We start from the raw sequence: 22,757 nt of genomic DNA on the forward strand, positions 1-22,757 counted from the left end.
ACATCGCAAAGAGTTCACAGCGCTGTCAGTTCTCGCCCGACCCGCCGAACGAGGTGACCGCTGACAGCGGACTACTGCACGACCGTGCCACGCCGGCGTTCACACACGTCGTGCTCGAGGTGCGATCGGAGATGAAGGATTGCGACCTGACAGCCGATCACTGACCGGCAACCGCCCGGCCCTGCTCCCGGCAGATGATCGCACCCACGGTCGTCAGCGCCAGGAAGCTGCTCATCACCACCGCCATAGGGATGGCGCTGCGGGTGCCGAAGAGGCCGATGACGGGGGAGGCCGCGGCGCCGAAGGAAAACTGAGCCACGCCCAGCAGGGCCGACGTCGTGCCCGGTGCCGTCCGGCCGCGGCTCTGGCCCACGGCGCTCAAAGCCGGGAAGAGAAAGCCGAAAGAGGCGACAGTGACCAGCAAACACAGACACAAAGCCCACAGCTGGGCACCAACCACCGCGATGAGCACCAGGAGGAGGAGCTGGCCGCAGAGCCCGGTCACCGCCCCGATCACCATCAGCGTCTCGGGTCGCCGCGCGCGGACCCACCTCCCGTACAGCAGGGACGCCCCGAGGCTGGCCAGGGCGTTCACTCCGTAGACGATGCTGCCCATGGTCGCCGACAGGTGCAGCAGGTCGTGCAGGACGAACGTCGCCCCGGCGATGTAGGCGAAGACAGCGGCTCCCATACAGCCCATGGTCACAACCGGCACCAGCACGGCGGGCTGTGACAGCAGCGCCCCGACGGCCCTGAGGGCCCCACCGGCCCCGCCCCGGACCCGGCGCTCACGCGGGAGCGATTCCGGTACGACCCGTCCGGCTGCGAGGGCCAGGGCCGCACCGGCGAGTGCCAGCGTGATGAAGACGAACCGCCAGGGCGCCACGGCCAGCAGGCCGCCGCCCAGGAGCGGCGCGATCACCGGCCCGAGCGCTCCGATCGCGGACAACGTGGCGTAGGCACGGGAGAGTTCGACCCCACGGTAAAGGTCGACGATCACTGCTCGTCCGACGACGATGCCGGCGGCTCCTCCGAGGCCTTGCCCGAACCGCAGTGCGGCCATCACCTCGATCGTCGGCGCGCACGCACAGCCGAAGCTGAACACCGCGAAGGCAGAGGTGCCGGACAGCAGGATGGGCCGACGTCCGACCAGGTCGCTCATGGGGCCCAGGACGAGTTGTCCGGCGATCACGCCGAGCAAGAACGCGGTCAGTGTCGTCTGCGTGCCGACGACAGTGGTGCCCAACGAGCGCGCCATGTCCGGTAACGCCGGCACATACATGTCCGTCGCCAGCGGACTGACGGCTCCCAGACCGGCGACAACGGTGAGAAACCCCCTGCGGGAGCCGCCCCCCGGCTCTGCCCCGACAGCCCCTCGGGCCCGGCCCGTGCGCCCGGCCGTCACCGCGCGCGTCCCGTCTCGCCCGGCAGGTGCTCATCGCCAGGTGCTGCCCGTGAGGTCAACTCCAGGTCGGCCAGGGCGAGTTGCTGCATGAGCTCTCCCGCCAGCCGCAGCAGACCACGCTCCGCCGGAGTCATGGTCCGGGCCAGCGCCGAGGCCAGCCAGGCGTTTCCGTCCTTCACATGCTCCCGCAAGGCTTGCCGCCCGACTTCGGTGACCGCGATGTCCTGGCGCCGCCTGTCGGTACTGCTGCGGCGGCGGGTGACCCGGCCCTGGCGCTCCAGGTCCTGCACGACCCTGGTCAGCGACTGGGCCTGCACCCCTTCGATCGCCGCCAGTTCACTGATCGCGAGCGGGCCCCGGTGCTTGAGGTTGGCCAGGATGGAGGCGGAGAGGCGGGTCAGCGGTTCAGGGCTTCCCTGATGTTCGGCCCGCAGCCGCGAGCCGAGGCGCGAGACGCCCCACCGGAGCTGTTCGGCGGTGTAGAGATCTTCGTCGTCGGCATCCATGAAACCAAGCTAAAGCTTTGGTGTTCATCAGTGGATCCTCTTATTTGGAATTGAAGTATGAAGCTTCTGCTTCGTTCTTGGCGAACGCCGTCTGAAACAGGGTCAGCTTGCAGCAGCTCGTTCCGCCGCGAAGCGATCGTGCTGCACCTGGAGCGGTGCGTGTCCGCGCCAGACGCAGTAGGCAGGGGGCGGACGCGTCAACCTCGCACATGCGAGGTTCACGCAACACGGGACCGCTTGTGAGGATGCTGCACACGCAACCGGGGCGCGGAACAGCGACACCTCGCGGCCGCGTACTCGTCCATCAAGGGGGAAACGATGCTCAAGAAGATCAAGCGGACCGCCGTGGCCCTGGCCCTGGCCACCGGTACTCTCGCCGCCACCGTCGCGACGGCGCAGGCCGGTGAACTGGGAGTACGGCAAGGGGACTACGCGGGCTGCAAGGTCGGCTATGTCTGCATGTACCAGAACGAGGCCGACTGGAAGGCCGGCAAGCCCAGCCACCGCTGGTACGAGTACGGCGCCCACAACCTGAACAACCAGTACGGCACCAAGTGGGTCTTCAACAACCAGCACTCCGGCGCGAAGGCCCGACTGTGCTACGGGTACAACGGCGCGAACTGCACCGGCCTGATCATCAACAGCTACGTCGTCGGCGTGGCCGACATCACGCCGATCAACAGCATCAAGCTCTACCAGTAGTCCGGGCCAGTAGTCCGGGCCAGTAGTCCGCGGGCGCGGCAGCGGTGCTCCGGACGCTACACAGGGCCCCGGGGGGAGAAGACGCCCCCCTGGGCCCTGTGTACGAAGTCGTACTGTTCACGATCGTCTGCCGCCGGCGTCACACCATGGGCTGCGAAGGCTCGGGTGTGAGCGGGGATGCGAGGGCGACTCGGTAGGGCCCCTTCCTGTCGGGCGCCCCGTTCCGCCGTACGGCCAGGCCGCGCCGTACGGCCAGGCCGCGCCGTACGGGTCGAGCCCGGCTGTCCGGGGCCACCCGCGCCGTACGGCTCAAGCCGAGGCCTTCACCGCCGAGTCCGCCTGCCCCGCAGGGCTCCCCGCACCCACCTGACCCACCTGGCCCGCCCCGCTCGCCGGCTGTACCGTCCGGCGGCGGCGGACCGGCAGACCCACTGTCGGGTGGGCGACCGCCCAGGCCGCGCCCTTGCAGATGACTTCCTTGTAGAGGGCGGCGAGGCGGCCGGTGAGCGCCTTGGGGACGGCCTGGTCGTCCGCGGTGACGAACTGGATCAGGCCCTCCTTGCGGCCGAGCGAGACGCACTGCTGGAAGTAGCGGATCGGGACCTTCGGGAGCTTTCCGCCGGTCAGGCGGGCAGCGATGACGTCGGCGGCCTGCCACGCGGTGGGCACGCCCGAGGCGCACGACATCCGCAGCGGCTTGTCGCCGGGACCCGTCACGAGGGCCGCGTCGCCGACGGCGTACACCTCCGGGTGCGAGACCGAGCGCATGGTCGCGTCGACCACGATCTGGCCCGTGCCGGAGACCTCCAGCGTGCTGGCCGCGGCGATCGGGTGGACGGCGAAGCCGGTGGCCCATACGGTGACCGCGGCCGGGACGGACGCGTCGTCGGTCAGGACGCGGTCGGCCTCGACGGCGGTGACGGTGGTGTGCTCGTGCACGGTGATGCCGAGCCCGGCGAAGACCTTCCGCAGATGTCCTCGGCCCTTGTCGGAGAGCCAGTCGCCGAAGCCACAACGGGCCACGAGGGCGACGTCCAGGTCCGGGCGGGTCTCGGCGATCTCGGTCGCGGCCTCCAGGCCGGTGAGTCCGCCGCCGACGACCACCACGGGCTGTCCCGCGTCCAGGCGGGCCAGCCGCTCGCGCAGCCGGAGCGCTCCGGAGCGCCCGGAGATCTCGTGGGCATGCTCGGCGGTACCGGGGACACTCTGGAAGTTCCAGCCGCTGCCGAGGGCGTAGACGAGGGTGTCGTACTCCAGTTCCTGCACCCCGGCGCCGTGCGCGTCGACGACGGTCACGGTCCCGCGGTCGGTGTCGATACCGGTGACCTCGGCGAGTTTCACCTCGACGCCGGTGCCCGCGAACATCTCGTCGAAGGGGCGGGGCTTGAGCTCCTGGCCGACCGCGAGCTGGTGCATCCGGACGCGTTCGACGAAGTCGGGCTCGGCGTTGACGAGGGTGACGGCGACGTCCGCGCGGTGCAGCCGCTTGGCGAGGCGCCCGGCGGCCGTGGCTCCGGTGTAGCCGGCTCCGAGGACGATGATGCGGTGCTGCATTTCCTGCTCCTGTCTGCGAGGCTCCGACGCTTGCCCTTGTTCGGTCACGCCCCTTGAACCGGGCGGCCCGCGCCTTCCTGACAGGAACAGGATGTGAAGCAGGTCACAATCTCACCGGAAGGTGTGCCCGGTTCGCCGAAGGGATTCCGAAGGGCCTTGGGAAACCCTCGGACGGCGTGCGTCAGAAGGCGTGGAACAGGGGTTCCCCGTGTTCGGAGGCCGCCCACACCTCGGTCGCGCGTTCCAGCTTGTCGGGGTTGACCTGGGTGCGGAACGCGGCGATGCCGTCCGCGCCGATCTCCAGGCAGATGACCCCGACGACCCGGCCGTCGACGACCGCAAGGACCGCGGGACCGCCGTTGGCCGTGGAGATGTGGATCTCGGGGGAGCCGCCGACCATGGCCCGCTTGACCGGGGCCGGTTTGAACAGTCCCCGCATGAACTTCGCGACCGCGAGAGCGCCCTCGAACGCCTTGGCGCGGGCCGGGACCTTTCCGCCGCCGTCGCCGACCGCGATGGCATCCGAGGTGAGCAACTTGACCAGCGGCTCGGTCTTCCCGCTGGTGGCCGCCGCGAGGAACTCCTCGACGATCCGCCGGGCCACCGCCTCGTCGATCTCCGTACGGACCTTGCCCGCCGCCACGTGCTTCTTCGCACGGTGGAAGACCTGCTGGCTGGCGGCCTCGCTGATGTCGAGGATCTCGGCGATCTCCCGGTGCGGGTAGTCGAAGGCCTCCTTCAACACGTACACCGCCCGCTCGTTGGGGGAGAGGCGCTCCAGCAGGGTGAGGACCGCGTACGAGACGGATTCGCGCTGTTCGGCAGTGTCGGCCGGGCCGAGCATCGGGTCGCCGGAGAGCAGCGGCTCGGGCAGCCACTGGCCCACGTAGGTCTCCCGGCGCGCACGGGCCGAAGTGAGCTGGTTGAGGCACAGGTTGGTGAGCACCTTCGTCAGCCAGGCCGTGGGCACCTCGATCCGGTCGACGTCGGCCGCCTGCCAGCGCAGGAACGTCTCCTGCACGGCGTCCTCCGCCTCGCTCGCCGAGCCGAGGAGGCGGTAGGCGATCGCCTCGAGACGGGGCCTCGTCGCCTCGAACCGATCCACGTCGTGCGTCGTCAGCGCCATGCCCCGGATCCTAGAGGATCTCCGAATGCCGAGACATGCCCTGCTCGCCACCGGAACCGTTCCCGCGCGAAGCGCCCCCGGTCGCACGTCTTCAGCGCCAAGTTGACGGCACGGCTTCCGCTGGTGCCGCACACGACAGCCACTTCTGTGGGTATCAGATCCCCTCCTGGCTCGTAGGAGGCCCACGGCCCACGTGCGTGCGCATCGACCGGGCGACGTACCAACCCGCGGCATGCCGGAATCCTCGCCGACGGAGCATCGCTTTCGCTCCGGCCGACGAAATCCTTGGAACGATCGGACAGTGATGTCGTCGGCCGCTCCTGACCGGCGGACAACAAAGTTGGAGGGCCGGGCGGCCGTTTGAGGCGCGTTCGAATGCCGACCCCGCGTTGGCGTAACGACCGACGGAGCAGGCAACTGCCGCTGTCCGGACCGCCACAACCGGAAAGGCCGAATGCAGGCGCCTCAACCGTCCACGTCAAGCGCCGCCCGTCAGGCAGCTCGCTTGATCATGAACAGGACCCGGACGGCGGGTGGTTCGCGACATGCGTCGCGCGTGGCTGCGACACCATGGGACTGGCTGGCCCGCTGCTTCCCCCGTAGCGGCGGGCTGGCTCCTTCGGGCCGCCCGAACGGTGTCGCGGTCAATGACGAGTACGTGGGTGAGCGCCGGTCGGGACTGGGCTGAGGGCCTTGTCCGGTCGTGAGCCGACGGGGATCATGATCGCGTGAAGCATCGGGAGGAACTCCACGGACTACTCGCCCGCGCCGGACTCACGGTGGTCGAGGACGTACGCCCGGGCAGGCTGTTCCCGCCAGAGGCCGCCTGGCGGATCGCGCGGGGGGTCGCGGCGCCGGACGGCGAGGCCCTCGCAGCGCTTGATGCCGCGTGGTGGCGCCGTCTTCGCGATGGCGACGGCGAGTTCCTGGTGGCCGTCCTCAGGCACCGGATCGGTGGCAACGACTCCTGGTGGACCCGGGTCGGGCATGCCGGGAGCGGCGTGCCGGAGTTGACCGACGACCCCGGGTTCGTGGCGCTCTCCCTCGACGGGCAGGTGCTGCTGGCGGAGGTGCCAGGCGCGAGCGGGCCGCGGGTGACGGCCATGGACCGACTGCCGGAGCGGCTGGAGGAGGCCGCCGCGGCGGCCGGGCGTGAGACGGAGGCCGAACAAGCCGATGCGTGGGCGACGGTGCCCGGCCAACCTTCGTGGCCGCTGCACTGGGCGGAAGGGATCGGACTCAATCCGGCCGCGACGGACGAACTGCTGATCCGGCTGCTGGATGTGGAGGAGGGCTTCCTGCACGTATGCGACCGGACCGCCGTCCTGGACGCCGCCGTGGCGCACCCCGATCCGCGCGTGCGGTCAAGACCCGCCGACACCTTCCGGCCCAAGCTCACGTCCGGTCAGTGGGAACGCCTGGTCCGCGCCGAGCCGTCGCCGGATCGACGCGTGCTCTGGGCGGAGCACGCCTGCCTCTGGGGTGCCGAACTCCCCGAGGACCTGTACGACGATCTCCTCGCCGGCCCGTCCCGCGCGCGGGCCGCCGAACTCCCGGGGCTCCCCGCACAGCACCTGCCTGGCCTCGCGGCCGACGCCGATCCCCGGGTGCGGGCGGCGGCCTGTGCCCGGTGGGAGGACCTCGCCGCACCGCTGCGGGAGCGGCTGCTGGCCGACACCGACCACGCGGTGCGAACGGCTGCGCTGCTCGCCCACCACACCGGCGTACCCATGACTCGCGAGGTTTTCGCCACCCTGCCCGACCCGCGGCGCGCGCTCGAACGGTGCCGCTTTGCGCCCGAGTTGGAGGCGGAGCTGGTCCGGGACGGGGACACGGAGGTACGTCGGGCGCTGGCCGCCAACCCGGGCCTGGGCGCGCACGGCGTCGCCGTGCTGGCGGAGGACCCGCAGGACGACATCCGCTCCGCGGTTGCGTTGCGCCCCGGCCTCACCGAGGCGCAACGTGCCGCGGTCCGCCACGACTTCGACCCGACGTCGATGTCCCGCGCCCTGCCCTGGGTCGAGGACCTGCACGGCGACGCCGACGCGATGCGCCGTCTCGCCACATCGTCGCACCCGCTGGTCCGCCGCGGTGTGGCCCGAGCCCGCCACCTCCCGCCGGATGTCGTGGCGCGCCTGGCGCGGGACGAGGACCGGGTGGTCCGCCTGTTCCTGGCCGAATCGTGCGAGGACGCGCCCCCCGACCTGCTGCTGGAGGTCTGGCGCTGGTGGGACGGCAGCTTCAGTCACCCCGGCCGGCCCCGCAGCCACCCCAACTTCCCCCGTGCGGGCCTGCTGCGCTACATCGCCGACCCCAGCGGGCGAATGCGCCGCCTGGCCCTGGACGATCCGGAGTCGACACCGGCCGACGTCGCACGCCTGGCCCGCGATCCCGAAGCCGAGGTGCGCCGCCGCGCGGCTGAGGACCCCCGGCTGTCACCGGCCGATGCGGTACGGCTGCTGAACGACCCGGAGGCCCAGGTCCGCAGTATCGTGGTGCGCAGTCCGCGGCTGCCGGCCCGCGTCCTGGCCGAGCTGTTGCACGACCGCGACACGGCATGCGTGGCGGTCACCAACCCGGCGATCCCGGTCGGCGTCCTGGACCGCATCCTTACCGCGGCTGCGGCAGCAGCAGCCCCGCGCTGAACACGCCGCACGGCGGACAAGGGTGCCTACGGCGCCGCTGCGCGATGAGTGGCGTTTCGCCTTCGACTCGCCTGATCAGCCCGCACGTATCCGGCTGTCACCGAGGACGTCGGAGGCCGCTGCCCGCAGGCCCTTCACGGCCTGATACAGCAGGTGCTCCCGCTCGGCGGCGAGCGCGAGATCGTCTGCTTTGCGGGACGTGTCCCGGGCGTGGGCGTCACGCACCATCCGGCGCATGACCTCGGCGAGGTCGTCGGCGGCGTGGACCACACCGTAAAGCGCCTCCACCACGGAAGGCGGCCCCTCGAGGATGACGAACTCGGCGGCCCGGTGGACTCCGCGAGCCTGGACGGCGAAGCGTTCCATCTTCTCGTCGACGTCCCTCAGGTCGGGCCGGTCCGCTCGCAGTGCGTCGCGCACCGCGTCCAGGGCGGCATCGCGGTCGTACACCGCACCCAGGTAGTTCGCGTAGGCCTCCCGGCGGTGCTGCCGACGCCACTGGCCGAACTGCGAGCGCGCCGCCGCGCGCCCGGTGACCATCGCGGAGCCGAGGGTGGCAAGTGAGCCTACGGCGGCGCCAAGCAGCGCGGTGAGTCCAGCGTCCATGACCTCATTCTGCCGACTGCGAGGCCAAGTTGAGGTGCGGCCAGAAGCGGGACCGGGTTGCGGGATGATCCGTTCGGGGCGGTGCCGCTCTCGGACCTGGTCGAGCCGGTCTTCCCTCCGGTTGGTGACGGTGTGTGAGGCGGGTGGGACAGCCGTGTCTTTCCGTCGTTGTGTTGTCTCGGTGAAGGGCTTGAGCGTTCCGGGGGCGCGGGGGACCGGTTTCGACCGTGCTGTGGCTGAAGTTGAGCGTTGTGCGTGTGCGGAGGTGTCGGATACCGCAGCCATGTCATTTACGTACGGTAGCGGTAGGCGTTCGTTTGAGTAAGCATGTAGCTTCCCCTCAACGCACGAGTGAGCCCCGGCACGGCGGGATACCAGACCGGGGCCCAACTCAACTCTTCTTCTCGACCAAGGAGTTGGAATGCCCCCTGACCGAACTTTTGGCTTCGGCCGTTCACTGGATCTGGTCCGGCCCAAGCGGTTCGACCGTAGCATCCCGCAGCAGGCCGCAGTTGAAACCCGCGATCTGCATGACAGGGAAGTCAACATGCAGGTAGGGGCGTTCCTTGCCGCCCCCGTCCTTGGCATCGTGCTGATCTTGCGGCCCGAGGCGCTGGAACTCGCCGCAACCGCGGTCTGCGTACTGCTGGCTGCAACACGGCGCTCGCATCTGCGCTACCGGCGGCTTCGCACCGCCTGACGAATACGTGTCCGCCGCCCGGCAGTCGAGGCTGCACGGGCGGCGGACACCGGGAGCGCGGCAGACGCACTTGCCGGGTGCGCCGATGCGTGGAGAACGCAGAGACGAGTTCTGCGTATCTGCTCATTTCCGCACCTGCCTGCTCCCGGTAGGCACGTCCGCGGAAGGGATGTCCCTGTCATGACTCCGAAAGACTTTGGCCCGGCCTACTGCCTCAACCCCCACTGCGGCAAACCGATCGGCCGCAACGCCGGTTCGGGTCGGCCGCGCACCTACTGCAGCGACGCCTGCGGACGCGCCTACCGCAGGGCTCGCGAGAAGTCGCCCACCCCCGACGCTGTCGCCCACAACGACTTCACCGACCAGGTCGCGGCCGACCTCGGCCGGGTGGTCAACCACCTGTTGTATCGGGCCCGCGCACAACAGCCCCTGGCCGCATTGAGCCTCATACGCACCGTCGAGGGCGACCTCGAAGACCTCAAGGCCGCCCTCATCCAGCAGGCACGCGACCAGCGCCAGAAGAACCCCGACATCGCACAGTGCCTGGGGCTGCCCCCCGAGCAACTCACCCGCAAACTCTCCGCGGACGCCGTACGCCGCCGGATGGAGAGCCGTCCCCTGCGCACACGGACACGTGTCCGCCTCCCGCGCCAGGCCGCCCTACCGACACCCCCGGGGTCCCGGACCGCGCCGGTTCCCCGCATCCCCGGCCAGCGCGGGTCGGCAGCCGATGGGGGAGAGATGACACCGTCCCGGGCCCGGGACCCCGACCGCAACCCGGCCGGCCCGGCCGCCGTACTCACCCGCGCGCTCTCACACCTGCAGCGCCTCAGCGGCAAGAGCCTGCGCGAACTCGCGGATGACACCGAAGTATCAGCCTCCTACGTCTCCCGTGTCCTGAGCGGCGAACGCTGCCCGTCCTGGAAGGTCACCCGGCTGTTCACGCTCGCCTGCGGGGGAGACCCGGCGGAGATCCAGCCCCTGTGGGTGGCGGCCCGCGGACAGGCCCCCAGCCAGCGCCAGAGCCTGCCGGCCGCCTTGCGCGGACTGCACCTGGCCGCCGCCCGGCCCCACACCGAACAGCTCGGCGAACACACCCGCCTGACCGCACACACCATCACCGGAATGCTCAACGGCACCGCCCTGCCCTCCTGGGAAGACGTGGAGGAACTCGCACACGCCCTCAACGCCGAAGCCCAGCCGCTTCGGCCCCTCTGGAACGCCGCATGTGCCGCTCTGGCCGCCCCGCTGCCACCTGCAGCCGGCCCCGTCGCCAAGGTGATCGGATAATCATGCACACCACACGCCTGCCCGTCCGTACTCCCACCGCCCCGGCGCGCATTCCACACCAGCGGGCCAGTCACAGCCTGCCGCGCCGGCCGACCCGCCTGGATCCGGCGCTGCCGCCTGCCTTCGAGGCATTCTGCGTCCTCAACCGCGACAGCTACCTCGACTACAGCCACGTCCACCTGCCGTCCCAACAGGCCCACCGTCTGGTGTGCCGCGTGCTCGGTGAACTTGCCGTCGGCTGGCATGCGATCGTCAGTAACCCCAACCCGTCGGCCAAGGCGTGGGCGGTGCTACGCACCCGCGTGGAGGCCGCCGCTCCGGCGCCGCGCGGTCTTGATGCCTGTCCCGCGCAGCAGTACGACGCGCTGGTCCTGCACTGCAGGCTCGGCTACAGCAGTATGGCCGCCGCCTGTGTCATGGGTCTGGACCCAAGCAAAGTCCGTTACCTGGTCCTGTCGGCGACCGCAGCCCACCGCCACGTCGTACGACAGCTCAGCCCTCGGGCCGCAGCCTTTCGCGCGGCCTGAGCGAACGCACCTCCTGCCCCGCGGCGACTGCTTCGGGGCAGGACCGGGCCACGCCGACCGCTGGTCTCCGCCACTCTTGCTCCGGAGACTGGGCTGTGGCTGACTGACAGCGGCGTCGAGGGGGAGCGGATGGGCAGCTGGGTTGTGATCGCGGAGTATTACAGCGACGTGTACAGGACCGAGTTCATCTGCCGTGGGCTGGAAACGAAGGACCAGGCGCTGGAGGCACTCCGTGCAGCCCTCCACACCTATGTACCGAGCAAGAACATCGTCGAGAAGCGGCGTCACGTGTACCGCTACGCCGACCAGGAGACATACCTGGTGGTGATCAAAGGCAGGCTGTCGGAATGGGAGTGCACCCTGCGCATCGCGGAGCTGATCTCGGACTCGACCGACCCGACCGTGGCCGAGCGGGCGCAGATGGAGGACGGCGCGGCAGAGGTGGCTGACGTGCCGCAGGACCGGATCCCGCCCGGCTACTGAGCGAGGGCCCGAACTCCGCTCGAGGTGGATTCCCGATTCCCGACGGAGAAGTCAACCGTCGCGAGTCATGTCGGCGGGCTGGGGCATCGCCGTTCAACAACGCGCTCACGCATGCGAGGGCCTGTGCCGGGGACAGCACCTGCGGCCTCCGACGTAGGGTGCGCACGGCATGCATGCCCTCGCGCGCGGCGGCGACTTCGCGTATCTCCTCGTGCGCACGAACTCCTTGGACTGCCAGTAGGCGCGTGCAGCCTCCCGTACGGATCCTCCGCCGCTGAGCTGAGGAAGAAGGCCGCGCCGACCACCGGCGAGGAGTGCGCCCGCCATGCCGAGGCAGGAGGCTTCAGCGAGGCTCAGATCCAACCAGCCATCCGGTCACTGACCTGCTACGACCACTGACCTCGGAATCAATCATCCAGGCGCCTCGCCCGGGGCGATCAGCCCCGTCTCGTAGGCGAAGACGACGGCTTGGACGCGGTCGCGCAGGTCCAGCTTCGACAGGATGCGGCCGACGTGGCTCTTGACCGTGGTGGGGCTGAGGAACAGCCGGACGTCCAAGAAGCCCAAGGCCGCCGACCCGGCGAAGGTCCGGTCCGCCATCACGTCGCAGCCGGGCACGGAGTCGTACTACGGGAAGGCCCAGACCGAGGTCGCCGTGGCCGGGGTCTCAGGATCGATCCAGGCCAGCCTCTACGAGGGCGATTCGCGCCCCGGCAGCTACGAGATGCTCTCCGGGCACTGGATCACCGGCAGGGGACAGGTCGTGGTGCCCTCACGCTTCCTGGAGAGGACCAGCGCCAAGCTCGGTGACACGGTACGGGTGACCTACGAGAAGGAGACCGCGAACCTGCGGATCGTGGGCGAGTCCTTCGACACGTCGGGCAGCCGGCTGGAGATCCACGCGGACATGGCCGACTTCACCTCGGCCGAGCCCAGCACCTTCCTCGTCGAGACGAAGTCCGGCGTCTCCGCCGACGAGTACGCCCAGAGGGCCGCCGCGGTCGTACAGCCACTGGGGGGCGACGCCACGACCGGTTCCGAGTCGGGGCAGGACGGCGTCATCCTCATCATGGCCGCCATGGGGGTGCTGCTCACCCTCATGCTGATCATCGTGGCCGCTCTCGGCGTACTCAACTCCGTGGTCCTCGACACCCGGGAACGCATCCACGACCTGGGCGTCTGCAAGGCGATCGGCATGTCGCCGCGGCAGATCCTGGGCCTCGTGCTCGCCTCGGTGGCCGTGATCGGCGTGATCGGCGGGCTGCTCGGGGTCCCGGCCGGGTACGCGCTGCACCACGTCGTCATGCCGGTGATGGGGCGTGCCGTCGGCACCATCCTGCCGTCGGTCGTCCTCGATGTGTACGGGCCTTTCCGGCTGCTCCTGCTGGGGCTCGGCGGGGTCGTGATCGCGATGCTGGGCGCGCTGATCCCGGCAGGCTGGGCCGCCAGGGCGCGTACGGCCACGGCGCTGCGCACCGAGTAGCCTCCGGCGGAGCGCGAGCTGCCGGCCGGGTCCGCCAGGGCCGCGGGGTCGGGCCGCCGTACAGGCACAGGCCATCAGTCGCACCACGGCTCACTCGTCCTCGTGCCTCCGCATACGCCGCGGCACAGCTCTGGCCCTCGGCCCATGGTGCTGCTGATCGGCGAGCCGGCTCGCGAGCGCGCCCGCTCTCGGTCGGCCGGCGGGGCATCCGTCCGGCGACAAGAAGGGCGACGAGCACGGGCCGGCGTCCACCGGGCAGTTCTCGATTGACATCACCCGCTCACACCACCTGCACAGCAAGTCAGCTTGAGCGCCCACTGCGGTAAGACGCCTCACGGCCTCGGTCGCGGTCTCACACCATGTCCGGTCGACAACCGTCGTCGAGGCGGTTCCCTGGAACCGCCCCCAGGCTTCCACGTCATCAGTCCGGAGAAGTGACCGATCCAAAGCTGATCGCACCGGATCAAAACGATCGGGGCATGGCGAAGACCTCCGCGACGCCCCCGAGCAGCTCCAGTGGGGGATCTCAGATTCCGTGGCCAAATCTCACGACCGGTGGCCACTCGGTGGCCGATCGGCCACGTACCTGAGACGGGCTGGTCAGCCGGTTCACTCGTTCGAGTGCGACAGACGCGATGCAGAGCCTGCATGGACAGTCTTCCAGCGGCGCGCCTCGTCAGCCACTTCGTGCCGGGGGGCGGACAACGATGGTCAGCCCAGACGTCACACTCGGTGTCCTCTTGGCCAAATGGCCCACTCTAGGCGGGAAGGAATGGCCCACATGCTTGGGCTGCCTGGATCCTAAGGTCGAAGGTGCCCACCGCGGCGCACACCAGCGCCCACCTCCCGCCCCCCGGAGGAATGCCTCATGCAAGCCATCACCGTTCAGGACCGCGAGGCCGGTGCCAGCGGACTGGCCCTCGCCGAGCTGCCCCACCCACACGCCGCGGAGAACGACGTGATCGTGAAGGTCCACGCCGCCGGTTTCACGCCGGGCGAGCTGGAGTGGCCCGGCACCTGGACCGACCGGGCCGGACGTGACCGGACCCCGAGCGTGCCCGGCCACGAACTGTCCGGCGTCGTCACCGAACTCGGCTACGGCACCACCGGCCTGACCATCGGGCAGCGCGTGTACGGCCTGACCGACTGGGCCCGCAACGGCACCCTGGCCCAGTACACCGCGGTCGAAGCCCGCAACCTCGCCCCGCTCCCCGCCGACGTCGACCACGTCACGGCCGCCGCGCTGCCCATCTCCGGACTCACCGCCTGGCAGGCCCTGTTCGACCACGCCCATCTCCGAACCGGGCAGAGCGTCCTCATCCACGGAGCCGGGGGCGGCGTCGGCTCGATCGCCGTGCAACTGGCCCGCGCGGCGGGCGCCCAGGTGATCGGCACAGGACGCGCCGACGACCGCGACACTGCACTGGGTCTGGGCGCCCACGCCTTCGTCGACCTCCAGGCCGAGAAGCTGGAGGACATCGGCGACGTCGACGTGGTGTTCGACGTGATCGGCGGCGAAATCCTCGAACGTTCCACCGCTCTGGTCCGCCCCGGCGGCACCCTGGTCACCATCGCCGAGCCCGTCACCGTCCACCCCCACGACGGACGGGCCGTCTTCTTCGTCGTCGAACCCGACCGTGTCCGCCTGAGCGACCTCGCCCAACGGGTGCGGGACGGACGCCTCAAGCCGATCATCGGTGACGTGCGGCCGCTCACCGAAGCGGTCGCCGCGTTCACACCGGACAAGCGGACTCACGGCAAGACGATCATCCGCGTCGCCGAGGACTGAGCCGGCGGGCCGGCGAGCCACCGAGCCGCATCAGCTCGGCGGCCGCCCGGCACGGGACGGGGGCAGTGACGCCGGACGGCGCGTATGAGACCGACCAGAACGGTGCGAGGAACGGAACCACAGCACGCGTATCCGACATGCGACCGCGGCCGTACGGACGGGATACCCCTTCACCGGGGCAGGCAGCCACGGCTGACCACGCGCCAGTTCCGCAGGACTCTGGCCTGGTCCATCGCCCGCCGTCCCGGCGGGACCATCGCAGGAGCCCTGCAACACCGCCACCAAGGCAGCCACATGTTCGAGGCTACGCCGGCACCAGTGACTCCCGGTTCCGTGACGAGGTGAAGCCGAAGAGGCCCTCATCTGGGGCCAGTTCCTCGCTGAGACGGGCGCCGACACTGCTGGACCGGCGGCACCGACGAAGTCTGCCTACGCCGCATCGTGGCCCGGCACGACCCACACGTGGACCCGGGGACCTTCGTCACCTGCGTCTACAGCCTCGACCGCGCCCTGAACCGAACGACGCCCGCCGAGCTCCGGCACCCAGCCGGTGCTGTCCGACTGCCAACCCCTGGCCTGCCGCAACCCGCCCTTCACGCTCGCCAACCACCAGCCCTTCGCCGGTCACCTCACCCAGCTAGAGAACGCCCTCGCCCCGCGCAGCGGCGCGGCAGAGGACGTCCCCGGGCTGGTTCTTGAGGTGACAAGCGCAGGCCCGGGGCTGGCGCAACCTCCCGCCCGCGACCACCAGGTCGGCCACGAGTACGTCGACTGTTACGGCGAGGTACAGGCCAGAGAGGCTTTGCACGACTTTCATGAGCGCGTTCGTCGACGAGGTCACACTTCCGACCCTGCCCGGCCACACCACCTGGGAGCGGTCATGTCAGCTGTGGGCATCTCCGAAGAGAATCATCCAGCGGTCGACGTGGCCACCGCCACCTGGGCTCCCGTGGGCACGGCCGGACAGCGGGAGCCGGGGAATCCTGCCCAGGACGCCCCGGCCATTCACTCGCCTGGCCCGTTCTACAGTAGGGTCAAGGTACTTTCCCAGATGTAGTCGGATCCGAGGTATCCATTCCACTCGGCCCAGCCATGCGGTTGGATCTCAAGCATCGGGGAGTATATGTTTCCCTTCCCCTCCGGGCGCAGATAGCATCTGGTCTGATAACGCCAGAAGTTGGTCGGGTGCGGGAAGACATGGCAGTTCCAGTAGTGCCATCCCTGCCCCAGCCGCAAGTTGTACGCGGTCCGAGCCGTTCCCCACGGGTAAAGCTCGGTCCACTCGTGGGTCCAGTGATAGTTCCCTGCGGCCAGCCAGATCCGCCTGTCGTTGGGAATGATTGTCGTATATCCGCCATAGTCGCCCGCGCGGCTGGCAAGGAATATGTCACGCCGCAACTCTTCGCCGTCGGCCCTGGCTGGTGAACCAGTCAGCAAAATGCCCATGGCGACAGCGAGCGCCGTAAGCATTCTGGCGATTTTCGTCCTCATTTCTCGAATTCCTCCTCTTTTGGAGATCGCGAGTCGTCGCATGGGACGCTCGTGAAGTCGAAGTCGTGGACCTTGCCATGAGTGGTGGTGCCGGCGGAGCTGTAGCCGGGCACTGTGCGCTGGGCACCGGGGGGCTGCCGGGACCAGCCGGCAGGCAGCGGCCGCAAACGCTCTGGCGAACTACGTGACCTGGCCGGCCGGATCAATCCGCGATCCGGCGGATCGAGCCGGCGCTCTGCCTGGGGGCCGCGTGGGGATCGCTGGTCAGGCCCGGATCCAGAGGGAGCTGGTCCGGTCGTTCATCCAATCGCCGACATACGGCACGTTGGGCCCGTCGCCCGTTCCGTCGTACCAGTACTTCGAGTCGCCGTCCCGGTCGTAACCGTCGTAGATGGTCACCTCACGGCAGTAGCTGTACGTGTAGAAGCCGGAGATCTCGTTGTCCCAGATGAGGTTCGGCCGCAGGCGGTAGCCGGATGAGTCGCAGCGCTGGTCCGCGTCCGACACGACGATGCGCGTGACGTCCCCCGGGCTGTTGTAGGCGTTCCAGAACCACTCCATGAGCAGAATCTTGGGTGCGGCCGCCGCCCTGAAGGCCGACGAAATCGGGTCGTTGCTGCACGTCTGGGACTTCACCGGGGAGAAGCCCCCGCCGACCGACTTGCCGACCTCGACAACGCAGTACTTTCCGTCCCGCTTCCCGTCGTGCGCATCGTCCGCCGCGGCGGCACCGGTCGAGACACCTGTGATGAGCAGGACCGAGGCGATCATCGCCATTGGCCGGCGGGCCCGCTCGGCACCCTTGCGAGCATTCATGACTTTCCCTCCGTGAGGTGTGACGGGGGCAGCCCGACAGCCCCGCGCCTGCTGGTCCTGGTGGTCCGGCAGGCGTGGAGTCCCGGGCATGCCCCGAGGGATGCCGACGCTGGCAGTGCGCTCCGACGGCGCACAAGGAATCGGTGTCCCATGGGACGCTGGGACGCCGAAACAGGTAAGGACCTCGTGCTTCCGCTGACCCGCTGGGACGCCGGTGGGACAGAGCACGGGTGCGGCAGGACGGCGTTGAGTGCCCGGGGTGCCCTCTCCCCACAGCAACTGTCCGACCCCGTGGGCCCGGTCCCACCGGAGACCGGCAATCGACGACCACCTTGCGGACCTGGGCGGCGGTGACCTCGGCGACATCGTCGGCCCGGCCGAGGCGGACGGTGTCCGAGAGCTGGGCACCAACTCCAGTACCTGGCACGGCCAGTACGGCCCCGCCGATCCACCGGCAGGGGCCGTATCCCTGTGTCGCAAGGAACGACCGCGTGCCTGCATCTGAAGAAGACGACCGGCCACACCGCAGAGATCAGCTGGGCTCCCAAGAGCGACGACCCAAGGTATATCTGGCGGCGGCCATCTAGGGTGACCAGCTCGCCTACGCTCTTGAGGCCTGGGTGCTCCCGACGACACCGGACTGGAGGGGCACGGCAGCAGACCGCGCTGCGCGCCGGCGCACACGGCTCAGCTTGGTGTGTTGGCACTCGTCGATTCGGCGGAAGTACGACACCGGCGGCCGCCACGTGGAGCCAATGAGGGGGCGCCCACCTCAACGTACGACGAGCAGGGCAAGTGGCAGTGGTCACCCCGTGGTGAGGCCTTGGCGCGCCGAACGCTTCGGAAGGCAGCTACGGGGGAGCGGCGGGCTCAACCTGGGGGCAGCGGCTACCGCAAGCACTACGGCTGGCTGATGTCGTCATCCGCCGCCGCACCTGACGCTCTGCCCAGTCCTCGGCGCGGCCGTTTCGCTCGACTCGGCTGACGGCCGCCCCAGGCTGGGGACGGCGACCGGCAGACCGAGAGACGAGCCGCTTGTCCATCTCCAGCCGCAACGTTCCGGATGTTTCCCTCCCGCCGGTGTACGGGCTCGCTCGGTCCGCGGGTGCACTCGGAACGCGGGCTCAGTTGTCGAAGACGATGTCCTCGATGTCGTGGGTCCAGCGGGCCTTGCTGTCGTGGACCTCGACGATGAGGTCGAGGCCGGTGCTGGTGTGCCCGGTGGAAAGGATGGTGAACGTGTCCGCCTTGCGCCGCAGGAACACCACGAAACCGCCGAGGTCGGGGTCTCCGTCGTTCAGCAGCACGTACTCGCCGAGCCGCCGGTAGAACTTGGGCAGGATGACGTCCTTGCTGACCTCCGGAGGGCCCACGACTGCCGTGGGCTTCTGAGTCTTGTCGAGCGGCCACAGCCCCTCGCCGTCGGCCTGGGCCTTGTGCGCGGTCGCGGTCATGTCGTTGCGCAGGTCGGGGAAGAGGGACCGGTAGAAGGTCGGATAGACGAAGCCCTTGGCGAGCAGCTTGTGGTTGACGGTCTCGTGCAGCATGGCCGGCGTGAAGAAGACATTGCCGTCGGCATCGGCGTCGGGTCCTGCGCCGGGCCCGGTGAAGGCGATGCAGCGGCCGAGCGGGTCACCGCCGCGGGTCAGGACGTATCCGCGGACGGCGGCGGGGTTGGTGGGGGCCTTGACCTTCCCGCTCGGAGTGCGCTGTACGGGGCCGAACCCGAGGAGGCGCAGCAATTCGGCGGCCGCCCCCTCGGCCTGCGCCTTGGGCTGGTGCAGCACGCCCCCACCGACGAAGGGGGGATCGAAGTGCGTCTCCAGGGCGTCGACGCCCTCCAGGCGCAGATTGGCTCCGCCGGGGCCGCGGATCTGAATGGGAACCGGGCCGGGGATCGTGTCCCACACTGCCGGGTCGTCCGGGTAGAACCGGACCGTGTCCCCGTCCGGGCTCGTCCCCACGATCCGGAATTCGCCTTGGATGCGGGTGTACGGCATGGGGGGCCTCCTCACGGACGCCTGGTAGCGGCCAGAAATGCGCGGACGGACGCCGCACGGCCACTCCTCACTATGCGTCCGCGGCGCCCGGGGGTCCTGTTGGCGGTTCAACGTCTGCGAAGGGAGACGTTGAACCGCACCGGGCGCTCACGGGGTTCTCACCGACCGCAGCACTCCGCGGCCATCAGGCCGTCCAGGATGTAGCACTCCCAGAGCGGCCGGTTGCCCCTGTGGTCGAGCACGATGGCGCCGACGACGGAGTACGGGGCCCTCTGCACGCCCCGTACGTTACCGAGCTGGGCCGCCGCCTTCACGGATGTGGCAGGCACTGGGCGCTGACCTCCGACTCGACATGTTCATGGGCTGAGACAGCGCTGGCTGGGCGGGCAGGCGGGACCATGCGGCGACCTCCTCCAGTGCCACCCCGGCAGCGACGGCTGCGGTGGCGGTGTGCACGAGGGCTTGGTCGATCAGGGCGGCACTGTGGCTGAGGTGCTCCAGCAGGGTGCGGGCCACCTCGGCGGTGGTGCCGCTGTGCACGCCGCGCAGCTCCACCAGTTGTTCGCGCGCCTCGTCGACCAACTGCGTGATGCGAAACCGCTGTTCGGCGCTCACCGTAGCCCGCCACCGGGTCCCCGAGCCGCCCGACTGGGCTTCTGCCGCCAGGACGCGCAGCTGACCGGCCATCGTGGCGGGCTGCTGCTCCCGCTTCAGCCGCCACGGATCCTCCCGCCACCCCGGCGGCCCCGTCTCACGGCGGCGGGCGCGCACGATCGCACCCCTCCAGCCGTTCAGCGGGCTGCCACGGTCGGCCGCAAGCTCGGGTCCCAGCCAGGTGCGGCCCACCAACTCGCCCAGCCGGTGACAGAACGCATCGTCGGCGCCCCGCACCCGAGGCCGCATCCCGCCGCTTGCCCGCCAGGCCACCTCGGCCATCGCCGGCTCCAGCAGCGCCTGCGCCACGGCCACCACTTCCGGGAAGATCGCCGCGTCCCGGCCCACGATCCGCCACCACTCAAGCCGCGATCCCGCGTTGCCGCCCGCCAAGTGGTGCAGACGGCACGGCCAGATCTCCTCCTGCCCCCAGTACAGAGCTTGCTCCCACCAGCGGGCCACCACCGCATGCGCCAGCGTGAACGCCTGCTCCGGCTCCACCCCGGCGCGCACCGCACGCCGTGCCACGCCCGGCCACCGCCGCTGCGCGGCCACCACCTCCGGCAGCAGGCGCAGATCGAGGTGTTCCAACGGCTGGTCGGCGTCCGCGTCCAGCAGCCAGCGCCCGTGCCGCAGGCAGACCCGCTGCCGGCGCGGCAGATACCGCACACTGCCCGCAGCGCCTGCCCGGTGCGCCGCGCCGTGCACAGTCGGCAGCTGAACGCTGCTTCCCCCGCCACCGCGGCCGCCGCCCGCCACCGTGCCTGCGCCAGGGAGGCAGCCCGGCCGGTGCTGATCTTGGGATCGTCCACGGTGAACGACGGAAGAGCGTGCACCAGCACCGCCAGTTCTACCCCGCACAGCTCGGCGAGCACACCCCGCCCGGCCCCGTTCAGGACGACCTCCGCATCTGCCCTCACACCGCCGCCATCGTGCCGGGTGGGGGAGTTGCGGCACGTCCACAGCTGCATCACGCTGCTGGCTGCGAGACCGTAGCGGGCAGCCACCCGGCTGATCAGCGACGCGGTCAGCTCTCCCGCCAGCGGCACGGTTCGCAACACCCCTGCGGCCACACCTCACCCCCGATGCCTTCTTCGACTCGCACCGCGACTGTGCCGAAGCACGATAGCTGTCACCACCGGCATCGGCTGGCGCGCGGCTTCAGTAGGACAAAGCATGGTGGTTATCACCGATGCGGCGCGCTACCTGTCACCAGCGGCAAGCGAAGCAGGGGCGATGTCACCGCGTTCGGCTTCTGGTGGGCAGGGTGCCGAACGGCGGCCCTTGGCGATCACGGGCCATCTTTCGCGCGCCCTACGCGAACCCCGCCCCTACGATCACCTGGTATGACTGCTGGAGGGGCGGAATGCTTGAGGACATCGAGGACGGGACAGCGGCAGCAACGCGGCTCGCGGGAGGTACGCCGCTTCACAGCACGCTTGATGTCGCCGACCCCGCTGACTGGCTTGCGCTGGACGCAGGAGTGCGTGAGGTGGCCTGGCACCGCCCGGAGTTCCTGCCGGGATGGGAGCACTCCGCCCCACTGCCCGCCGACCTGAATCAGCTCGGCAAGTCTCGGCTCGCACTCGCCCTCTGCCACCGCGACGGGAGGATCCGTCAGGAGGCGGTGCGTCAGTCGGTCCGATACCCCGGTCTGCTGCCGTTGGTCGTGATCCGCTGCGCCGATTGGGTCGGCCCAGTGCGCGAGCACGCCCGGAAGTTGCTGCGCGAGGCCCTGAACGTGGACTCTGCCCTCGACCTCGCGCCGCTCATCCTCCGCGTCGGCCGCCGCGACAGAGGTGCCTTCGGCGTCGATGTGCTCGGCCAGATCCTGCGTCAGGCGTCCCACGGGCAGCTCGCCGTTCTCTTCGCCGACCCCGACCGCATCGTCCGGCGGTTCGCGTACCGGCTTGCCATCGAGGGCCAACTGCTCCATCCCGCTGAGCTGGCCCGCGCGGCCGCACGGGACCAGGACACCGTGGTCCAGGACCTGTGTGCCACAGCGGCGCTCACGGCTCTGGGGGATGAGGATGCCTACGAGGGAGTGCTGCCTTCACTGCTGTCCGCACGCAACCCGCGTACCCGTTCGGCCGGCGTCACCGCGCTGAGACGGGCGGGGCGGGCAGATCAGGCGGAGCCGTTTCTCAGCGACCGTTCCGCGCTCGTGCGTGCTTGTGCCCGGTATGTCGTACGACAGCAGGGTGTTGACCCGGCGGTCTGGTACCGGGAGCGGTGCACGATACCGGACGCCCCCGATTTGCCGCCCGGTGCGGTCATCGGGCTGGCCGAGTGCGGGAACCGCGCGGACGCCGGGCTGCTGCGGCTACTGCTCGTGCACCCGGCGGCCGGGGTGCGGGCGCGAGCGGTGGCAGGGCTGCGGGCGCTGGACTGCGCGGATGCGGAGCAGGTGCGGCCACTCCTCGACGACCCTGCCGCCGGTGTCGTCCGCGAGACCGCCGCCGCCCTGCTGCCATCGGCCAAGGAACTGCCCGCCGACTGGCTATTGGAGCGCACCAGTACCGATCGGCCGCGGCACGTCCGCGTCGGCGCGTTCCGGCTGCTCGACGCGCGCGGCGGCACCGTGGCGCTACGGGCGGCGGTCGGTCTGCTCCAGGACCCGGATATGAAGCTGCGCACCTGGGCCGCGCAATCAGTGCAGCGCTGGCATCCGTCGCCTGACGGGCGGTGCGGCGACGCAGAGGTGGGTGAACTGCTCGACCAGAGCCGATACCTCTTCAGCGACCACATGCTGCGCCGACGCAAGTGGGAAGCCGGGGTGGACAGCTGAGACTGCACCGCGGTCCAGAACTCGGCTCAGCACTCGCCCCCCGGTGGCCCTGGTGACAGCACGCCTGCCTTGGTGACAACGATCGTGCTTCGGCTCAACGAGCAGGTCCGGGCTCCCGGTTGCTGCCGGGTTCAGTAGTCGAGGTCGAGGTAGTCGATGTCGTTGAGGGTGACGTCGGAGAGTCCTGTGGCG

18 protein-coding genes and 1 pseudogene are annotated in these 22,757 nt (G+C 69.9%); 9 read left to right on the forward strand and 10 right to left on the reverse strand.

The genetic code is table 11. The annotated features are described in order from the left end of the window. Nucleotides 1-157: 157 nt before the first annotated feature. Entirely contained in the window at nt 158-1,405 is a 1,248-nt protein-coding gene (locus tag ACZ4UU_RS40475; RefSeq protein ID WP_471908428.1) for a Bcr/CflA family efflux MFS transporter, read from the reverse strand. Continuing rightward, nucleotides 1,402-1,911: a MarR family transcriptional regulator gene (locus ACZ4UU_RS40480; protein WP_471908429.1), complete on the reverse strand. Its 510-nt coding sequence runs from the start codon at nt 1,909-1,911 to the stop codon at nt 1,402-1,404. The genes ACZ4UU_RS40475 and ACZ4UU_RS40480 overlap by 4 nt, the downstream gene beginning before the upstream one ends. Nucleotides 1,912-2,229: 318 nt before the next feature. Between ACZ4UU_RS40480 and ACZ4UU_RS40485 the strand changes: the two genes are divergently transcribed. Next, nucleotides 2,230-2,613 carry a hypothetical protein gene (locus tag ACZ4UU_RS40485; protein ID WP_471908430.1) on the forward strand — a complete coding sequence of 128 codons (384 nt, stop codon included), beginning with the start codon at nt 2,230-2,232 and terminating at the stop codon, nt 2,611-2,613. Between the two features lie 309 nt (nt 2,614-2,922). Here ACZ4UU_RS40485 and ACZ4UU_RS40490 read toward each other — a convergent pair whose 3' ends face one another. Further along, the gene (locus tag ACZ4UU_RS40490) at nt 2,923-4,167 is read right to left on the reverse strand and encodes an NAD(P)/FAD-dependent oxidoreductase (protein ID WP_471908431.1); all 1,245 of its coding nucleotides are present in this window, start codon (nt 4,165-4,167) and stop codon (nt 2,923-2,925) included. Between the two features lie 181 nt (nt 4,168-4,348). Beyond that, on the reverse strand, nt 4,349-5,293 hold the full coding sequence (locus tag ACZ4UU_RS40495) for an RNA polymerase sigma-70 factor (protein ID WP_471908432.1): 945 nt from the start codon (nt 5,291-5,293) through the stop codon (nt 4,349-4,351). A 728-nt stretch (nt 5,294-6,021) separates the two neighbouring features. Between ACZ4UU_RS40495 and ACZ4UU_RS40500 the strand changes: the two genes are divergently transcribed. Continuing rightward, nucleotides 6,022-7,938 (forward strand): hypothetical protein, encoded by a 1,917-nt coding sequence (locus ACZ4UU_RS40500; protein WP_471908433.1) that lies wholly within the window; start codon nt 6,022-6,024, stop codon nt 7,936-7,938. 75 nt (nt 7,939-8,013) lie between these two features. Here ACZ4UU_RS40500 and ACZ4UU_RS40505 read toward each other — a convergent pair whose 3' ends face one another. Next, nucleotides 8,014-8,544: a proline dehydrogenase gene (locus tag ACZ4UU_RS40505; RefSeq protein WP_471908434.1), complete on the reverse strand. Its 531-nt coding sequence runs from the start codon at nt 8,542-8,544 to the stop codon at nt 8,014-8,016. A gap of 421 nt (nt 8,545-8,965) precedes the next feature. Between ACZ4UU_RS40505 and ACZ4UU_RS40510 the strand changes: the two genes are divergently transcribed. From ACZ4UU_RS40510 to ACZ4UU_RS40525, 4 genes are all read left to right on the forward strand, one after another. Next, nucleotides 8,966-9,244 (forward strand): hypothetical protein, encoded by a 279-nt coding sequence (locus tag ACZ4UU_RS40510; RefSeq protein ID WP_471908435.1) that lies wholly within the window; start codon nt 8,966-8,968, stop codon nt 9,242-9,244. A 180-nt stretch (nt 9,245-9,424) separates the two neighbouring features. Beyond that, a complete protein-coding gene (locus ACZ4UU_RS40515; protein WP_471908436.1) occupies nt 9,425-10,534 on the forward strand; it encodes a helix-turn-helix domain-containing protein in 1,110 nt (369 codons plus the stop codon). Nucleotides 10,535-10,536: 2 nt separating this feature from the next. Then, nucleotides 10,537-11,061 (forward strand): hypothetical protein, encoded by a 525-nt coding sequence (locus tag ACZ4UU_RS40520; protein WP_471908437.1) that lies wholly within the window; start codon nt 10,537-10,539, stop codon nt 11,059-11,061. 129 nt (nt 11,062-11,190) lie between these two features. After that, the gene (locus ACZ4UU_RS40525) at nt 11,191-11,544 is read left to right on the forward strand and encodes a hypothetical protein (RefSeq protein ID WP_471908438.1); all 354 of its coding nucleotides are present in this window, start codon (nt 11,191-11,193) and stop codon (nt 11,542-11,544) included. A 411-nt stretch (nt 11,545-11,955) separates the two neighbouring features. On the opposite strand, the pseudogene ACZ4UU_RS40530 reads toward ACZ4UU_RS40525, so the two are convergent. Then, a pseudogene (locus ACZ4UU_RS40530) lies at nt 11,956-12,093 on the reverse strand (response regulator transcription factor); the annotation flags it as partial. A gap of 550 nt (nt 12,094-12,643) precedes the next feature. On the opposite strand from ACZ4UU_RS40530, the gene ACZ4UU_RS40535 reads away from it, so the two are divergent. Continuing rightward, complete coding sequence (locus tag ACZ4UU_RS40535) at nt 12,644-13,027, forward strand: FtsX-like permease family protein (protein WP_471908455.1); 384 nt, start codon at nt 12,644-12,646, stop codon at nt 13,025-13,027. A gap of 868 nt (nt 13,028-13,895) precedes the next feature. After that, the gene (locus tag ACZ4UU_RS40540) at nt 13,896-14,816 is read left to right on the forward strand and encodes an NADP-dependent oxidoreductase (RefSeq protein ID WP_471908439.1); all 921 of its coding nucleotides are present in this window, start codon (nt 13,896-13,898) and stop codon (nt 14,814-14,816) included. 1,023 nt (nt 14,817-15,839) lie between these two features. Here ACZ4UU_RS40540 and ACZ4UU_RS40545 read toward each other — a convergent pair. From ACZ4UU_RS40545 to ACZ4UU_RS40560, 4 genes are all read right to left on the reverse strand, one after another. After that, nucleotides 15,840-16,286, reverse strand: a complete 447-nt coding sequence (locus tag ACZ4UU_RS40545) for a hypothetical protein (RefSeq protein ID WP_471908440.1) — start codon at nt 16,284-16,286, stop codon at nt 15,840-15,842. A gap of 285 nt (nt 16,287-16,571) precedes the next feature. Beyond that, entirely contained in the window at nt 16,572-17,123 is a 552-nt protein-coding gene (locus ACZ4UU_RS40550; protein ID WP_471908441.1) for a hypothetical protein, read from the reverse strand. A gap of 1,124 nt (nt 17,124-18,247) precedes the next feature. Further along, nucleotides 18,248-19,123 (reverse strand): nuclease, encoded by an 876-nt coding sequence (locus tag ACZ4UU_RS40555; protein ID WP_471908442.1) that lies wholly within the window; start codon nt 19,121-19,123, stop codon nt 18,248-18,250. A 288-nt stretch (nt 19,124-19,411) separates the two neighbouring features. Then, on the reverse strand, nt 19,412-20,485 hold the full coding sequence (locus tag ACZ4UU_RS40560; protein ID WP_471908443.1) for a DNA-binding protein: 1,074 nt from the start codon (nt 20,483-20,485) through the stop codon (nt 19,412-19,414). Between the two features lie 658 nt (nt 20,486-21,143). Between ACZ4UU_RS40560 and ACZ4UU_RS40565 the strand changes: the two genes are divergently transcribed. After that, nucleotides 21,144-22,565 (forward strand): hypothetical protein, encoded by a 1,422-nt coding sequence (locus ACZ4UU_RS40565; protein ID WP_471908444.1) that lies wholly within the window; start codon nt 21,144-21,146, stop codon nt 22,563-22,565. Nucleotides 22,566-22,757 lie beyond the last annotated feature (192 nt).

The organism is Streptomyces sp. NPDC028907 (assembly GCF_055564995.1).

What these genes read in the sequence shown, in the direction of transcription:
- ACZ4UU_RS40520 (WP_471908437.1), top strand. Translation starts at nt 10,537, where the DNA reads ATGCACACCACACGCCTGCCCGTCCGTACTCCCACCGCCCCGGCGCGC.
- ACZ4UU_RS40565 (WP_471908444.1), top strand. Translation starts at nt 21,144, where the DNA reads ATGCTTGAGGACATCGAGGACGGGACAGCGGCAGCAACGCGGCTCGCG.
- ACZ4UU_RS40540 (WP_471908439.1), top strand. Translation starts at nt 13,896, where the DNA reads ATGCAAGCCATCACCGTTCAGGACCGCGAGGCCGGTGCCAGCGGACTG.
- ACZ4UU_RS40510 (WP_471908435.1), top strand. Translation starts at nt 8,966, where the DNA reads ATGCCCCCTGACCGAACTTTTGGCTTCGGCCGTTCACTGGATCTGGTC.
- ACZ4UU_RS40550 (WP_471908441.1), bottom strand. Translation starts at nt 17,123, where the DNA reads ATGAATGCTCGCAAGGGTGCCGAGCGGGCCCGCCGGCCAATGGCGATG.
- ACZ4UU_RS40480 (WP_471908429.1), bottom strand. Translation starts at nt 1,911, where the DNA reads ATGGATGCCGACGACGAAGATCTCTACACCGCCGAACAGCTCCGGTGG.
- ACZ4UU_RS40525 (WP_471908438.1), top strand. Translation starts at nt 11,191, where the DNA reads ATGGGCAGCTGGGTTGTGATCGCGGAGTATTACAGCGACGTGTACAGG.
- ACZ4UU_RS40555 (WP_471908442.1), bottom strand. Translation starts at nt 19,123, where the DNA reads ATGCCGTACACCCGCATCCAAGGCGAATTCCGGATCGTGGGGACGAGC.
- ACZ4UU_RS40515 (WP_471908436.1), top strand. Translation starts at nt 9,425, where the DNA reads ATGACTCCGAAAGACTTTGGCCCGGCCTACTGCCTCAACCCCCACTGC.
- ACZ4UU_RS40485 (WP_471908430.1), top strand. Translation starts at nt 2,230, where the DNA reads ATGCTCAAGAAGATCAAGCGGACCGCCGTGGCCCTGGCCCTGGCCACC.
- ACZ4UU_RS40490 (WP_471908431.1), bottom strand. Translation starts at nt 4,167, where the DNA reads ATGCAGCACCGCATCATCGTCCTCGGAGCCGGCTACACCGGAGCCACG.
- ACZ4UU_RS40495 (WP_471908432.1), bottom strand. Translation starts at nt 5,293, where the DNA reads ATGGCGCTGACGACGCACGACGTGGATCGGTTCGAGGCGACGAGGCCC.
- ACZ4UU_RS40505 (WP_471908434.1), bottom strand. Translation starts at nt 8,544, where the DNA reads ATGGACGCTGGACTCACCGCGCTGCTTGGCGCCGCCGTAGGCTCACTT.
- ACZ4UU_RS40535 (WP_471908455.1), top strand. Translation starts at nt 12,644, where the DNA reads ATGCTGATCATCGTGGCCGCTCTCGGCGTACTCAACTCCGTGGTCCTC.
- ACZ4UU_RS40545 (WP_471908440.1), bottom strand. Translation starts at nt 16,286, where the DNA reads ATGCTTACGGCGCTCGCTGTCGCCATGGGCATTTTGCTGACTGGTTCA.